The following is a 14,633-nucleotide window of genomic DNA, read 5'->3' as shown; positions in this document are numbered from 1 at the left end:
TCCTTCGGGTATGGGGACGTGATCACGGGAATGCTAACGCGGCGACTGTGGACGCGAGGTCCACCAGGCCGCCGGTCGACACTTTGGTGTCGAATTCGTGACCTTAGAGTAACGATGGGGTTCCTGTCACCCCCGCCGGGGTGGCGACACCCGAGGGGGTCGCACCAGGCAGGGTCACACGAGGCCGTCTGGCCCCACCGAGCTGAGGGTCGCGGCCGCCAGGAACTTGGCGGCGATCAGCACCGACTCCTCGTCGACGACCAGGTCGCCCTGGTGCAGCTCGTGCGTCTCACCCCCGGGTGTGCGCGTCCCCAACCGCGCCATCGCCCCCGGCGCGTCGGTGAGGAGCCAGCCCAGGTCCTCACCGCCCAGCGACTGCTTGGTCGGCACGACCGCGGCCGGCCCGAGCACGGCGCCGGCTGCGGCGGTCATCGCCGAGATCGTGGCCGGGTCGTTGTCCACGGGCGGGACTCCGCGGACGTGGCGCACCTCCGCGCGCACGCCGTAGGGGCTGACGACCGCGTGCACGATCTCCTCGATCAGGGGCCCGGTGGTGGCCCAGGTCTCGGAGTCCAGCATCCGCAGGGTCCCGACGCACTCACCGCGCGAGGGGATCACGTTGGCGACGGTGCCCGCCCGGACCGCGCCCCAGACCAGTGCGTTGCCCGACCGCGGATCGAGCCGCCGCGACAGGGCGGCCGGGACGTCGGTCATCACCTTGCCGAGGGCGAAGGTCAGGTCCTGGGTCAGGTGGGGGCGGGAGGTGTGGCCCCCGCGCCCGGTCAGGGTGACGTGCACCGAGTCCGAGGCCGCCGTGATGGGGCCGACCTTCAGGCCGATCGTGCCCACGTCGATGGAGGGATCGCAGTGGACCGCCAGGATGCGGTCCACTCCCTCGATCCACCCCGCCTCGCGCACCTTGAGGGCTCCCCCCGGGATGGACTCCTCGGCGGGCTGGAAGATCAACCGGATGCCGAGCGACATACTCTCCAGGCGATCCTGCAGGGACCTGAGCGCCAGGCCCGCGGCGAGCACCGCCACGGTGTGCACGTCGTGGCCGCAGGCGTGACAGACCCCCTGCTCGCGCGAGGCGAACGGGAGACCGGTCTCCTCCTCGATCGGCAGGGCGTCGAGATCGGCGCGCAGCGCGATCCGGACCCGCGGGTTCGGTGCTCCGAGGTCGGCGACGGCCCCGCTGCCCGCCATGGCCCGCACCTCGACACCGGCGGCCTCGAGCCGCTCCATGACGACCGCGGTGGTGCGGTGCTCCTGCCAGGAGACCTCCGGGTGGCTGTGCACGTCGCGGCGCAGGGCCAGGATCTCCTCACGGCGGGACTCCACGGCGGCCACGGCACGATCGATGAGGTCGTCCGTCGCGGGAACGGGGGCGGTGGTGTGGGGAAGGTCGTGCAACGTCACGCGAGTCAGGGTCCTGGGTCGGGTCGGGAAGTCGGCCGTTGGTCAGGTTACCTCGCCGGTGCGCCGGCACCGTGCACACGGTCCGTCGCAGCCAGGGCGCGCACCCCCATCTCGAAGGCGCCCTCCAGCCCGAGATCGGAGCCACCGGCCGCGAGAACCTCCCACCGCGGCCCGAGTCTGGCCCTGCTGTCGGCGAGCAGCGTCTCGAGCCGCTCCAGGTCCGGACCCAGACGGGGCAGGACGGCGGCGCGCCGGCCCTCGGCTGCCGCGCCGATCATGCGCGCGCAGTTCTCGTCCAGACCCTCGGCGGCGCAGACACACGCCAGGTTCTCCACGATCTCCAGGGAGAGGTCGGTGTCTCCCAGCCCGAGCCCGCCCGGACCGTGCTGCAGGAGCACCCGGCCCGCCTCGGCGGCGTCACCGAGCACGAGCAGGGCCGTGCTGATGTTGACATGGTCGGCGAAGACGCCCCAGGGGTCCCCGAGCCGGGTGTCCAGGGCGAGCGTCTCGCGCATCAGCCCCAGGGCCTCGCTCGGACTGCCGCGGTCGAGCTCGAGCAGGGCCAGGTTGGACATGGCGTTGACCTGCAGCTTGTCGCTCTCCGACGCGCGCGCCCGCTGGATCGCCTCGCGGAACAGCTCCCCCGCCTCGTCCATGTCACCCTGCATGCGGCGGGCCAGGGCCAGACTGTTGAGCGTGATGCAGGAGCGGTCGTCCTCGCCGAGCGCGGTCCAGGTGGCCAACAGCCGCCGCAGCAGCGTCTCGGCCTCCGCCACCTGTCCCTGCTGCATCAGGATGATCGCCAGTCCGTGGAGGGTCTTGCTCACCACCACGTCCTCCAGGCCCTCCGAGGCCTGCTGGGCGCGTGACAGCCACTTCGCACCTTCGGCGGCGTAGCCGCAGGAGTACCAGTAGAAGGTCAGGTCCGCACACAGCTCCAGACCCACGACGGCATCCGGGCTGCCGGGTCGAAGGGACTCCTCGAGCACCCGCCGGATCAGCTCCTGGCGCCGGCCGAGGCGGTCCCGGGTGGCGAGGTGGGCCTGGCTGCGCAGCCCCGTGACGACGTCCTGGGCCCACTCGTGGGCCCAGCCCGCCAGACGTGACCGGACCGCGACCAGCTCCTTCTCGTCCTGCTCCAGCAGGCGCAGCGCATAGGTGCCGACCACACGCAGCAGTCGGAACTCCGGCGCGCCGCCCGGCGCCTCCACGGCCATCACCAGGCTGGCCTCGACCAGGTCGAGCAGCGCCTCCAGCGCGTCATCCTCCTCGACCCCCAGGACGGCGCAGGCGTCGGCGAGACCGAACGTGCCGGCGAGTGCCCCGAGCTGGCGGAAGGCGGTGCCGGTCGGCGGGTCCAGCAGCCGGTAGCTCCAGTCGAGCACTGCCCGCAGGGAGCGCTGCCGGTCCGGCCGGTCCATCGACCGGCTGCGGAGGTCGAGGCCGTCGGTGAGCCGGTCCAGCATCGCCTCCGGGCCGAGCAGCTGACCTCGCGCGGCGAGCAGCTCGATCGCCAGTGGCATGCCGTCCACGCGGGCGCAGAGCTCGCGCACCACGGCACGGTCCGGGGGCTCACCGGGCCGGACCGCTGCCAACCGCTCGACGAAGAGCTCGACGGCGTCGTCCGGGTCGAGGGGTGGCACGGGGATGAGGCGCTCCCCCAGGACATGGAGCGGCCGTCGTGAGGTCAGCAGGACCTCGGGCTCGGTGGTCCCGGCAATCAGCTGCGAGACCACCTCATGGATCTGCGGCAGCTGCTCGACGTTGTCGAGCACCAGGAGCACGCTGCGGTCACGCAGCCACCGCAGGAGGTCGGCGGGGCTCCGCTCGGTGGCAGGGGCACCGGTCACGTCGGCGATCGCGGTCCACACGTCGTCGTTGCTGCGGACGTCTGCGAGCCCGACGAAGAACACGCCATCGGTGACCCAGTCGGCGCACCTCTGCGCGGCGGCGATCGCCACCCGGGTCTTGCCGACACCACCGGGTCCGACCAGGCTCGCCAGCCGCACCTCACGGTGCCGCAGGAGCGTGTCCACGGAGGCGACCAGCCCCTCTCGGGCCACGAGGGAGTTCGGCGGCGTGGGCAGGCTCGCGGTCGCTCCGACCGTGCGCAACGGGCGGTCCTCGTCCTCCAGTCCGGCGGGCACGAGCCGGAGCAGGTGCTCCGGTGTGCTGATGTCCTTGAGCCGGTGTCTCCCCAGGTCCTTGGCGGTGCCGGCGACCTTGCCCCGGACCAGGGCCCACGTCTGGGCGGTCAGCACGATCTGCCCACCGTTGGCGGCCGCGGCGACCCGCGCGGCGCGGTGCACGTCGAGGCCGACATAGCCGTCCTCGTGACGATCCGGCTCACCGGTGTGCAGCCCGATCCGGACCCGTAGGTGGTCGGCACCGGTGGCGACCCTGACGAGCTCCGCCTGGGCCTGGACGGCTGCCCGCACGGCGTCGACGGCCGAGGAGAAGACCACGTAGAAGCTGTCCCCCTCGGTACCCATCTCGTGTCCACGGTGGGCCGCGACCGCGGCCCTCATGATGCGGCGCTGGTCGCTGAGCACCTCGCGATACCGCGGCCCGAGCTCCTGGAGCAGTTTCGTGGAGCCCTCGATGTCGCTGAACATCATGGTGATGGTGCCCTCGGGCAGGGCGCGCAGGGTCGTCACGGACACCTGGTCACTCCCCCGGCGTCGCCTCGGACTGCTCGTCCTCCCGGTGATGCCCCAGCGACAGCTCGTGCAGGCTCGAGCTGTCGAGGTCCGTCCCCAGGACGCGTCCCACCCGGGCGCGGGTCCGGGCCCGGACGGTCGCCGTGCGCAGGCCGTCCCCGAGCACGGCCCGCTCGCCGACCACGGCTCCCGGACCGACCTCCGCGACCAGCTCGTCGTCGACCAGCACGTCCAGGACACCGTCGAGGACCAGGAACACGTGTTCACCCGGCTCTCCCTGCCGGGTCAGCAGATATCCCTCCGGCACGGTTCGGACCTCGGGACGCACGCTCCGGCGCCGGCCGCCGGCCATGATGTCGCCCGACAGCCTCCGCTCGATGGCCGTCTCGGCCGCCACGACGAGCGCGGTGGAGTCCTGGTTGCCCCACGGCGTGCGGGGCCCGAACGAGTGGTCCAGCCAGTCCTGCAGCAGGGCGACCCCGCTCTTGGCGGTCAGCGCGCCCGTCTCGTCATAGACCCAGTGCCGCGGGAAGGCGCTGGCCCCGACCAGCTCGACCTGCGTGGTGCCGTCCCGGCGCAACGTCAGGGTCAGGGTCGTCCACACGATCGGCGCCTGCCACCGGACGAACGGGGGGTGCCGCACCGTGCGCGGCAGCGGCACTCCCGTGCGCCCACCCACCGTCTGGGTGAGCACGAAGGTGTCGTCGTCGGGCCGAGCGATCTCGCGCAGCACGGGCAGGGAGTAGCCCAGGAAGGTGGCGCTGCCCAGGGCGAGTCGGACGGTGGTGGATCCCATCAGCAGCCCCGACTCCTCCGACCACCCGGCCGTGGGACGTGCGCCGGTGAAGTCCGCCCAGCCGCTGATGACGTTGGCGAACCGGAACCGGTCGTCGGCTCGCATCTGCTCGACCTGCTCGACCCCGCTCAAGAAGTCCGCGGGTGGCTTGTCGTAGTGGGACAGGTGCAGGTCAAAGCCGCCCTTGAGCCAGCCCGAGACCGACTCCGAGGGGATCCACGACAGCGACGTTCCGCGCCCGAGGACGTGCACGAGGACCATGGTGGCACCTTTACACGCTCCTGACGAGGACTTTGCGCCACAAATACCTGGAGATGGGGGTCGAACTCGGCTGACAAGCGGGGTCCCCCGGGTCTACCGTTGGACGATGACCACCGAATCTGGGTCCGACTCCGCCGTCGACGGCGTGCTCGGACTGTCCCCGGATGGTGCAGGAACCGACGTGGAGAACCTCTCGACTCCGCTGACAGCGTCGTTTGCTGGACCCGTGCTCGAGCCGACCAAGACCAGGCACTCGGCTCTCGTGAACCCCCTCAAGACCCGCCACTCGGCTGGACTGCCTCTCGGCGACGACCCCCTCTGAGTCCTCGCCGCGAGCCCACGCACGCCTTCCTCAGCGCGCCGCGAGCCCACGCACGCCTTCCTCAGCGCGCCGCGAGCCCACGCACGCCTTCCTCAGCGCGCCCGCGAGCCCACGCACCTTCCTCACAGCGCTGCCAGCCGCCTCACGAGGGCTGGTCCGGCGTAGATCACCCCTGTGTAGACCTGCACGAGGTCCGCCCCGGCGTCGAGCATCGCGACACCGTCATCCGCGGTCATCACACCGCCGACGCCGATCAGCGGCAGGTCCGTCGCCACGCGGATCCGCCTGACGACCTCGCGGGCGCGGCGGGTCAGCGGGGCGCCCGAGAGGCCCCCTGCCTCCCGGTCGGCCACGGCCCGGTCGACGGGCGCCACGTGCCGCCTGCTGATCGTGGTGTTGGTGGCAATCAAGCCGGAGGCCCCCGCCCCGACGGCCACCTCGAGGGCCTGGTCGAGCGCGGCATCGGACAGGTCCGGGGCGAGCTTGACCAGCACCGGTGTCGCCGAGGAGTTCCCCGCCAGTCGGCGTGTCTCGTCCACGACCGCACCCAGGAGCTCGGCGAGGGGACCGGCGTCCTGCAGCCCCCGCAGGCCCGGCGTGTTGGGTGATGAGACATTGACGGCCAGGTAGTCCGCCAGCCCGTGCAGGACCCGCACCGAGGTCAGGTAGTCCTCGACCGCGTGCTCCAGCGGCGTCGCCTTGGTCTTGCCGATCGACACCCCGACCGGTATGTCGATCGCTGCCTCCGCGCGGGCCTCCCGGAGCCGTTCGGCCAGGGAGTGCACCCCGGCGTTGTTGAACCCCATGCGGTTGATCACGGCCCGGCTGGCGGGGAGTCGGAAGAGCCGGGGTCGGTCGTTGCCCGGCTGGGGGTGGGCAGTGACGGTGCCGAGCTCCACGTGGCCGAAGCCGAGGGCGCCCCAGGCTCGCACCCCCCGCCCGTCCTTGTCCATGCCGGCGGCCAGCCCCACCCGGTTGGGGAAGGTGAGCCCCAGCAGGTGCACCGGCGTGCCCGGGCTCGTGAGGGTGCGCGCCAGCCCGGCCCGCACCCGGGGGCGTGCCCCGAGCGCCTGGACCAGGTCGACCGTGCGGTGGTGGACGTCCTCGGCGTCCCCGCCGAGCCGGAACAGGAGGGGGCGCGCACCCCGTCGGTAGGCCAGATCGAGCGCGCGGGTGCGGACGTCGGTGTCGGACGGGGTCACGCCGGTCACCCTATGCTGGCGGGGTGAGTGAGTCCGACCAGCAGCTGGAGCACTTCTGGGGCGTGATCCCCGCCGGCGGCGCGGGGACCAGGCTGTGGCCGCTCTCGCGTCGCGCCGTCCCCAAGTTCCTGCACGACCTGACCGGCAGCGGACGCTCGCTGCTGCAGGACACCGTGTCGCGGCTGACCCCGCTGACCGGCGAGCGGCTGATGGTGGTCACCGGGGTCCGCCACGCGGAGGCGGTCCGCGAGCAACTGCCGGACCTGCCCGCCGACCAGGTTCTGGTGGAGCCGAGCCAGCGCGACTCCATGCCAGCGATCGGGCTGGCCGCCGCTGTCCTGGAGGCCCGCGACCCCGAGGCGGTGATCGGGTCGTTCGCGGCCGACCACGTCATCGGGGACCCAGCGGCCTTCCACGACTGCGTCAGGGAGGCCGTGGCCACGGCGGCCTCAGGGGCACTGGTGACACTCGGTATCACCCCGACCTACCCGGCCACCGGGTTCGGCTACATCCGGATGGGAGAGCCGTGGCCGGGCGCACGCAAGGCCCGGCGTGCCGAGCAGTTCGTCGAGAAGCCGGACCGTGCCACCGCGGAGGCCTACGTCGCCTCCGGGGCCTTTCGCTGGAACGCCGGGATGTTCGTGGTGCGCGCCTCGACGCTGCTGGAGCTCCTCGGTGCCTGGCACCCGGCACTCACCGAGTCGCTGCGTCAGCTCGCGGCGGAGCCGGCCCTGATCGAGCAGACCTGGTCGTCGCTGACCAAGATCGCCATCGACCACGCCGTCGCCGAGCCCGCCGCGGACGCCGGCCGCGTGGCCGTCGTCCCGGCCGACTTCCCCTGGGACGACGTGGGCGACTTCGCCGCCCTGATGTCGCTGCTGGAGGTCGATCCTGACGGGCTGCACGTCCTGGGTCCACGCGATGACGTCATCTCCCGTGACAGCACCGGCCTGGTGGCCGCCCACGCGGGGCGAACCGTGGTCACCCTGGGGGTGGAGGACGTGGTGGTCATCGACACCCCCGACGCCCTGCTGGTGACCACCCGGGAGCGTGTGCAGGACGTCAAGGGCATCGTGCAGACGCTGCAGGAGTCGGGGCGGGAGGACCTCACGTGAGCCACGCCCCGCGTCACCGGGAACCACGCCTGCACCTGCGCGACGCGCTGGGTCACCCGCTCGTCACCTCCCGCTCACCGGACACCTCCCCCGACGTCGCCGGTCCACCACCCGGGGCGGCCACGCTGGGTCACGTGCGAGTCGCCATCGTCACCGAGTCCTTCCTCCCCGCCCTCAACGGCGTGACCACCAGCGTCTGCAAGGTCCTGGAGTCCCTGAGTGCAGGTGGCCACGAGGCGCTGGTCGTCGCCCCCGGCACGACCCCGTGGGCGGAGACCGCTGCCCCCGAGCGCTATGCCGGCTTCCCCGTCCACACCGTCAGCAGCCTGCCGGTGCGCCAGTTCCGGGTGGGCCTGCCGTCCTACGAGATGGAGACCGTGCTGCACCGTTTCCGCCCCGACGTGGTCCACGTCGCCTCCCCGTTCGTCCTGGGCGTCCGCGGCCTCATCGCAGCCCGGGCCCTGGGCATCCCGTCCGTGGCGGTCTACCAGACGGACATGCCCAGCTACATCCGTCAGCACTCGGGGCCGATCGGTGACCTGACCGCCCGCGCCGCCTGGCGCTGGATCCGCCGGATCCACTCGCAGGCCGATCTCACGCTCGCCCCGTCCACGGCGGCCCAGCAGGACCTCGCGGCACACGACGTGCCCCGCGTCGCCCTCTGGGGCCGCGGCGTGGACTCCGCGTTGTTCCATCCCGACCGGAAGGCCGACCCGGAGACCGCCGCGCTCCGCCGACGGCTCGCTCCCGGCGGCGAATTGCTCATCGGGTATGTCGGCCGGCTGGCCCCGGAGAAGGAGCTGCACCGGCTGGCCGAGCTCAACGGGCTGCCCAGCGCCCGCGTGGTCCTGGTGGGGGACGGGCCGAGTGCCGACCTGCTCCGCGAGCAGCTCCCGGGGGCCGCGCTCCTCGGCCGCCAGGAGGGCGTCGACCTGGCCCGCAGCTATGCCGCCTTCGACCTGTTCGTCCACACGGGCACCAGGGAGACGTTCGGGCAGACTCTGCAGGAGGCTGCGGCCGCCGGCCTCCCGGTGGTCGCGCCCGCCCGTGGCGGCCCGCTCGACCTGATCGACCCGGACCGCACCGGGCTGCTGTTCGACCCGGACCGTCCCGGCGCACTGCGCGAGGCCGTGGCCTCCCTGGTCGGTGCGGAACAGGCCGGGACCCGTCGCGCCATGGGACTCGCGGGACGGGCACGCGTGGAGGAGCGTTCCTGGCCGGCGCTCACCGAGCAGCTGCTCGGCTACTACGCCTACGCCATGGGCAACCACCGCCCCGCCGTGGCCTGAACGGTCGCGGGAACCACACGGCATACTGCAGGCTGCGACCCAGGCAACGCCTGGGTGGCTCAGACACCGGGGCGGGCGGCGTCCTCCGCCGGCGTGCCGGCCAGCTCGTAGGTCACCAGCGGACGCCAGACCTCGTCCCCGTGGTGGATGTAGACCACGAAGTTGCGCGCCTCGAACTCCGCGACGAGGTCGCCGAACTCGGCGAACGCCCGGTCCAGGACGCCGTGCGGCAGGTCGTGCGCCAGCGTGACGTGGGGGTGGTAGGGGAAGTCCAGCGGACGCCAGACCGGTCCGTTGCGCACCCCGAGCTGCAGCTGCTCACAGGAGGAGACCCCGCGCGCGACCTGGATGTAGACCACGTCCGAGACCGGCCGGAAGGTCCCGGTCCCCCGCAGCACGACCGGGAAGGGCGGGCTGTGCCGGGCCAGCTCGGACAGGTGCACCAGCAGTTCCTCGAGCAGCTCGGTCGAGGTCTCGGTCGGCGGGAGCAGGGTGATGTGCGTCGGGATGTGCTGGGCGCGGGCCTCGCCGTAGCCGATGCGGGCCTCCCGCACCAGGCTCCCCCACGGCTCCGGCACCGGCAGGGCGATGCCAACCGTCACGGGCCCGGACCGTTGGAGACTCACGACCACTGACCCTACCCCCGCCCCTGCGTTTAAGGTCAGGGCATGGCCCCTACCGACGACACCACCACGCCCAGTTCCGGCACCACGAACTCCGGGACGCCCGACTCCAGCGACTCGCCGGAGCAGCCGGACGTGTCCACCACCCCCGCCGAGCCCAAGGACGACCTGGTCACCAGCCAGCACACCCTGAAGGCCGGCCGGTCGACGCTGTCCTACACCGCCACGACGGGACGCATCGTGCTGCGGGAGGAGGTCTACGAGGACGACGTCTTCACCGGCACCAAGGCGAAGGCGGAGGTCTTCCTGACCTCCTACGTCGTGGAGCGGGCCGAGGGTGACCCCGAGCGCCCGGTCACCTTCGCCTTCAACGGCGGCCCGGGCTCGTCCTCGGTCTGGCTGCATCTCGGGCTCCTCGGTCCGCGTCGCGTCGAGATGGGCGACGTGGGTGCGCTGCAGCCCCCGCCCTACGGCCTCGTGGACAACCCGGAGTCGCTGCTGACCGTCTCCGACCTGGTCTTCATCGACCCCGTCTCCACCGGCTTCTCCCGGGCCGTGGAGGGCGGCAAGGCCAAGGGTTACCACGGCTTCAGCGGAGACATCGAGTCGGTCGGGGAGATCATCCGGCTGTGGACCGCCCGCAACCAGCGCTGGATGGCCCCGAAGTTCCTGGCCGGTGAGTCCTACGGCACGCTGCGGGCGGCCGCCCTGGCCGACCACCTGCAGACCCGCTACGGCATGTACCTCAACGGCGTCATGCTGATCTCCTCCGTGCTGGACCTCGGCTCCATCGGACTGCAGGAGCCGGACACCGACCGGGCCTTCGCGGGCTTCCTCCCGACGTATGCCGCGGTCGCCCACTACCACGGCAAGCACGGGCGCAAGTCGCTGTCGACGGTGGTTCGGGCCGCCGAGGAGTATGCCGCCAGGGACTATCCCTACGCCCTCAGCCGGGGCGTGCGGCTGGCCGGGCAGGAGCGCGCCGAGCACGTGACCCGGCTCGCCGAGCTGACCGGGCTCGACCCCCACTGGGTCGACCGCGCCGACCTGCGGATCGAGCACATCAGGTTCTTCACCGAGCTGCTCCGCGACGAGCGCAAGGTGGTCGGGCGGCTGGACTCACGGTTCACCGGCCCGGCCGCTGCCGGCAACGCGGAGATGATGGACGCAGATCCCAGCCACGACGCGATCGCCGGACCCTACGCCGCCGCCTGGAACCACCACGTGCGGGCGGACCTGGGCTACGAGTCGGACCTGCACTACGAGCAGATCTCGGCCCGCGTCCACCCCTGGTCCTACGCGGACTTCGAGGGCAAGTCGGTCGACGTCACGCCGCGGCTGGCCCGGGCCATGCGGGCCAACCCGCACCTGTTGGTCCACGTCGCCTACGGGTGGTACGACGGGGCGACCCCGTTCTTCGCCGCGCGGGAGGTGCTCGAGCAGCTGGACATCCCGGCAGCGCTGCACGAGAACATCGAGCACCGCTACTACGAGGCCGGCCACATGATGTATGTCCACGAGCCGTCACGGACCAAGCAGTCCCAGGACCTCGCCGACTTCGTCACCAGAGCCAGTCAGCCCTGAGTCACCAGAGCCAGTCAGCCCTGACCCGTCCCGCCCCCATCTCTTGCGAGTCGTCGCACGGAGGGGCAGCCTAGGTACTCCCGGGTCTGGCGCAGAGAGGAACAGGCATGAGTGGCGAGCACTACCTCACAGCCGGTCGCGCGATCGACCTCCTGGCAGAGGCCGACGCGGCACTGGCCAAGACCATCAGCACCTTCACCCAGGACGACCTACGCCATCCGTCGTTGTGCGACGGGTGGACCCGGGCTCACGTCCTCGGTCACCTCGCCCGCAACGCCGACGGGCTGCGGCACCTGGCGCAGTGGGCGGTCAGCGGTCACGAGACACCGATGTATGCCTCGATCGAGCAGCGCAACGCCGACATCGAGGAGGCCGCGACCCAGCCTGTCGCACGGCTGCGGGCCGATGTGCTCTCGGCGAGCGACGCTATCCGCACTCGTCTGGAGCAGCTGCGCGGGCGCAGCGACCTCAACGACGTCGCGCTTAGCACGGGCAAGCGCCTCGCCGGGGACCAGCTCCCGTGGGCGCGGCTGCGTGAGGTCACCTTCCACCACGTCGACCTCGACGCCGGCTACACCTTCCACGACGCACCGCCCGAGGTGGTCCGCGCCGGCCTGGCCGAGGCTGTGGACCGGTTGGGACACGGCAGCTGCCCGCCGCTGTCACTCACCGGGTCGGACAACCGCCACTGGCACATCCACGGGGGCGGGCACGAGGTCAAGGGCCGCCCCGGAGACCTGCTGCTCTGGCTGGCCCGCGGGGTCGAGCACGGGCTGACACACCAGCACCCGTTGCCGACCATGCCGCGCTGGGGCTGACGCACCAGCACCCGTTGCCGACCATGCCGCGCTGGGGCTGAGCAGAGCCTCAGGCAGCCATCGCCTTCTGCAGGTTCTCGTCGATCGCGGCGAGGAACTCCTCGGTCGTGAGCCAGGCCTGGTCCGGGCCGATGAGCAGCGCCAGGTCCTTGGTCATCTTCCCCTCCTCGACGGTCTCCACGCAGACCCGCTCGAGGGTCTCGGCGAACTCGGTGACCTCGGGGGTGTTGTCCATCTTGCCGCGGTAGGACAGTCCGCGGGTCCACGCGAAGATCGAGGCGATCGGGTTGGTGGAGGTCGGCTTGCCCTGCTGGTGCTGACGGTAGTGCCGGGTCACCGTGCCGTGCGCGGCCTCGGCCTCCACGGTCTTGCCGTCCGGGGTCATCAGCACCGAGGTCATCAGACCCAGCGAGCCGAAGCCCTGCGCGACGGTGTCGGACTGGACGTCACCGTCGTAGTTCTTGCAGGCCCAGACGTAGCCGCCCTCCCACTTCATCGCGGCAGCGACCATGTCGTCGATCAGGCGGTGCTCGTAGGTGAGGCCGGCGGCGTCGAACTTCTCCTTGAACTCGGCGTCGAAGACCTCCTGGAAGATGTCCTTGAACGCACCGTCGTAGGCCTTCAGGATCGTGTTCTTGGTCGACAGGTAGCACGGGACGCCGCGATCCAGGGCGTAGTTCATGCTCGCCCGGGCGAAGTCGCGGATCGAGTCGTTGTAGTTGAACATCCCCATCGCGACACCACCGTCGTCGCCGTAGGAGGCCACCTCGTGGACCTCCGGCTCGCCGCCGTCGGCCGGGGTGTAGGTGATGGTCACGGTGCCGGCGCCGGGCACCTTGAAGTTCTGCGCCTTGTACTGGTCGCCGTGGGCGTGACGGCCGATGATGATCGGCTTGGTCCAGCCCGGCACCAGGCGCGGCACGTTGGAGATGATGATCGGCTCGCGGAAGATCACGCCGCCGAGGATGTTGCGGATCGTGCCGTTGGGGCTCTTCCACATCTCCTTGAGTCCGAACTCCTCGACCCGGGCCTCGTCCGGGGTGATGGTGGCGCACTTCACGCCGACCCCGTGCTCCTTGATGGCGTTGGCGGCGTCGACGGTGATCTGGTCGTTGGTCTCGTCGCGCTTCTCGACCCCCAGGTCGAAGTACTTGAGCTCGACATCCAGGTACGGGTGGATCAGTCGGTCCTTGATGAACTGCCAGATGATGCGGGTCATCTCGTCGCCGTCGAGCTCGACGATCGGGTTGGCGACCTTGATCTTCTCCATGCCTGGGGACTCCTGTTGTCGGTCGGGGTGGCCGCCTGTCGCGGCCGACGTGACATGCGGAAGCCTGGGCTTCCGCCGGCCCTCAGGTTATCCGACCCCGGTCCGCCGGCCTTACCTAGCCGTTTCCAGGAGGCCCCGCGAGCGGTGCTAACGTCGCGGATGCACACCTCCCCGAGCTGAAGGAAGAGCACCGTGAACCCCACTCCCGTCAAGGTTGCAGTGACCGGCGCCGCCGGCCAGATCGGCTACAGCCTGCTGTTCCGGATCGCCAGCGGTGACCTGCTCGGCAAGGACACCCCCGTGCAGCTGCGGCTGCTGGAGATCACCCCGGCGCTGAAGGCACTCGAAGGGGTCGTGATGGAGCTCGACGACTGTGCGTTCCCGGCGCTCGCCGGCGTGGAGATCGGCGACGACCCGGCCGTCATCTTCGACGGGGCCAACGTCGCGCTGCTCGTCGGTGCCCGCCCGCGCACCAAGGGCATGGAGCGCGGTGACCTGCTCGAGGCCAACGGCGCGATCTTCACCGGCCAGGGCAAGGCGCTCAACGACCACGCCGCGGACGACATCCGCATCACCGTCACGGGCAACCCCGCCAACACCAACGCGCTCATCGCGATGAGCAACGCCAAGGACATCCCGACCGAGCGGTTCTCCGCGCTGACCCGCCTGGACCACAACCGGGCGCTGGCGCAGGTGTCCGCCAAGGCGGGCGTGCCGGTCACCAAGATCTCCAACATGACGATCTGGGGCAACCACTCGGCGACCCAGTACCCCGACCTGTTCCACGCCCAGATCGGTGGGCGCTCGGCCGCGGACGTCATCAACGACCAGGCCTGGCTGGAGGACACCTTCATCCCGACGGTCGCCAAGCGCGGAGCGGCGATCATCGAGGCTCGCGGGTCCAGCTCCGCCGCCTCCGCCGCCTCCGCGACCATCGACCACACCCGTGACTGGCTGCAGGGCAGCCCCGAGGGCAACTGGCTGTCGATGGCGGTGCGCTCGGACGGTTCCTACGGCGTGGCCGAGGGGCTGATCTCCTCCTTCCCGGTGACCACCTCCGGCGGAAACTGGGAGATCGTCCAGGGTCTGGAGATCGACGACTTCTCGCGCGGCAAGATCGACGCCTCGGTCGCCGAGCTCGCCGAGGAGCGCCAGGCGGTCAGCGAGCTCGGGCTGATCTAGGGCCACCCGCGTACACACCACGACCCGCCGAGTATGCCGTCAGGCAGCTCGGCGGGTCGCTCGCTCTCCCCACCAGGTCCACCGCCCTCCAC

Annotated in this window: 12 protein-coding genes; 6 read left to right on the top strand and 6 right to left on the bottom strand. The window is 71.4% G+C overall.

Annotated features, from left to right (window positions below):
- Window positions 1-174 precede the first annotated feature (174 nt).
- The 3 genes from MWU75_RS14295 to MWU75_RS14285 are packed head-to-tail and all read right to left on the bottom strand — an operon-like array spanning window position 175 to window position 5,136.
- The gene (locus tag MWU75_RS14295) at window positions 175-1,419 is read right to left on the bottom strand and encodes an amidohydrolase (RefSeq protein WP_247091980.1); all 1,245 of its coding nucleotides are present in this window, start codon (window positions 1,417-1,419) and stop codon (window positions 175-177) included.
- Between the two features lie 47 nt (window positions 1,420-1,466).
- The gene (locus MWU75_RS14290; RefSeq protein WP_247091978.1) at window positions 1,467-4,082 is read right to left on the bottom strand and encodes a tetratricopeptide repeat protein; all 2,616 of its coding nucleotides are present in this window, start codon (window positions 4,080-4,082) and stop codon (window positions 1,467-1,469) included.
- 4 nt (window positions 4,083-4,086) lie between these two features.
- Window positions 4,087-5,136: a cyclic nucleotide-binding domain-containing protein gene (locus MWU75_RS14285; protein WP_247091976.1), complete on the bottom strand. Its 1,050-nt coding sequence runs from the start codon at window positions 5,134-5,136 to the stop codon at window positions 4,087-4,089.
- Window positions 5,137-5,242: 106 nt separating this feature from the next.
- Here MWU75_RS14285 and MWU75_RS14280 point away from each other — a divergent pair, with 106 nt between their 5' ends.
- Window positions 5,243-5,458, top strand: a complete 216-nt coding sequence (locus tag MWU75_RS14280; protein WP_247091969.1) for a hypothetical protein — start codon at window positions 5,243-5,245, stop codon at window positions 5,456-5,458.
- A 122-nt stretch (window positions 5,459-5,580) separates the two neighbouring features.
- On the opposite strand, the gene MWU75_RS14275 is transcribed toward MWU75_RS14280, so the two are convergent.
- On the bottom strand, window positions 5,581-6,660 hold the full coding sequence (locus tag MWU75_RS14275; RefSeq protein ID WP_247091967.1) for a quinone-dependent dihydroorotate dehydrogenase: 1,080 nt from the start codon (window positions 6,658-6,660) through the stop codon (window positions 5,581-5,583).
- Between the two features lie 23 nt (window positions 6,661-6,683).
- On the opposite strand from MWU75_RS14275, the gene MWU75_RS14270 reads away from it, so the two are divergent.
- The gene (locus tag MWU75_RS14270) at window positions 6,684-7,775 is read left to right on the top strand and encodes a mannose-1-phosphate guanylyltransferase (RefSeq protein WP_247091965.1); all 1,092 of its coding nucleotides are present in this window, start codon (window positions 6,684-6,686) and stop codon (window positions 7,773-7,775) included.
- Window positions 7,772-9,064: a glycosyltransferase family 1 protein gene (locus MWU75_RS14265; protein ID WP_348647779.1), complete on the top strand. Its 1,293-nt coding sequence runs from the start codon at window positions 7,772-7,774 to the stop codon at window positions 9,062-9,064. Before MWU75_RS14270 ends, MWU75_RS14265 begins: the two co-directional genes overlap by 4 nt.
- Window positions 9,065-9,123: 59 nt before the next feature.
- Here the strand turns inward: MWU75_RS14265 and MWU75_RS14260 are convergent, their stop codons facing one another.
- Window positions 9,124-9,666 carry a 2'-5' RNA ligase family protein gene (locus MWU75_RS14260; protein ID WP_247091963.1) on the bottom strand — a complete coding sequence of 181 codons (543 nt, stop codon included), beginning with the start codon at window positions 9,664-9,666 and terminating at the stop codon, window positions 9,124-9,126.
- Window positions 9,667-9,732: 66 nt separating this feature from the next.
- Between MWU75_RS14260 and MWU75_RS14255 the strand changes: the two genes are divergently transcribed.
- Together MWU75_RS14255 and MWU75_RS14250 are read left to right on the top strand one after the other, a co-directional pair.
- A complete protein-coding gene (locus tag MWU75_RS14255; RefSeq protein ID WP_247091961.1) occupies window positions 9,733-11,271 on the top strand; it encodes a peptidase S10 in 1,539 nt (512 codons plus the stop codon).
- 107 nt (window positions 11,272-11,378) lie between these two features.
- The gene (locus tag MWU75_RS14250; RefSeq protein WP_247091958.1) at window positions 11,379-12,089 is read left to right on the top strand and encodes a maleylpyruvate isomerase family mycothiol-dependent enzyme; all 711 of its coding nucleotides are present in this window, start codon (window positions 11,379-11,381) and stop codon (window positions 12,087-12,089) included.
- 49 nt (window positions 12,090-12,138) lie between these two features.
- On the opposite strand, the gene MWU75_RS14245 is transcribed toward MWU75_RS14250, so the two are convergent.
- Window positions 12,139-13,359 (bottom strand): NADP-dependent isocitrate dehydrogenase, encoded by a 1,221-nt coding sequence (locus MWU75_RS14245; protein WP_247091956.1) that lies wholly within the window; start codon window positions 13,357-13,359, stop codon window positions 12,139-12,141.
- Between the two features lie 192 nt (window positions 13,360-13,551).
- Here MWU75_RS14245 and MWU75_RS14240 point away from each other — a divergent pair, with 192 nt between their 5' ends.
- Window positions 13,552-14,541: a malate dehydrogenase gene (locus MWU75_RS14240; protein WP_247091954.1), complete on the top strand. Its 990-nt coding sequence runs from the start codon at window positions 13,552-13,554 to the stop codon at window positions 14,539-14,541.
- Window positions 14,542-14,633 lie beyond the last annotated feature (92 nt).

The organism is Ornithinimicrobium sp. F0845, from assembly GCF_023015765.1.
Lineage (GTDB): Bacteria > Actinomycetota > Actinomycetes > Actinomycetales > Dermatophilaceae > Ornithinicoccus.
This window is presented reverse-complemented; position numbering and strand designations above follow the sequence as displayed.

Bases quoted from the DNA above. Each gene is read 5' to 3' on its own strand.
- MWU75_RS14285 (WP_247091976.1), bottom strand. From the start codon at position 5,136: ATGGTCCTCGTGCACGTCCTCGGGCGCGGAACGTCGCTGTCGTGGATC.
- MWU75_RS14280 (WP_247091969.1), top strand. From the start codon at position 5,243: ATGACCACCGAATCTGGGTCCGACTCCGCCGTCGACGGCGTGCTCGGA.
- MWU75_RS14255 (WP_247091961.1), top strand. From the start codon at position 9,733: ATGGCCCCTACCGACGACACCACCACGCCCAGTTCCGGCACCACGAAC.
- MWU75_RS14250 (WP_247091958.1), top strand. From the start codon at position 11,379: ATGAGTGGCGAGCACTACCTCACAGCCGGTCGCGCGATCGACCTCCTG.
- MWU75_RS14245 (WP_247091956.1), bottom strand. From the start codon at position 13,359: ATGGAGAAGATCAAGGTCGCCAACCCGATCGTCGAGCTCGACGGCGAC.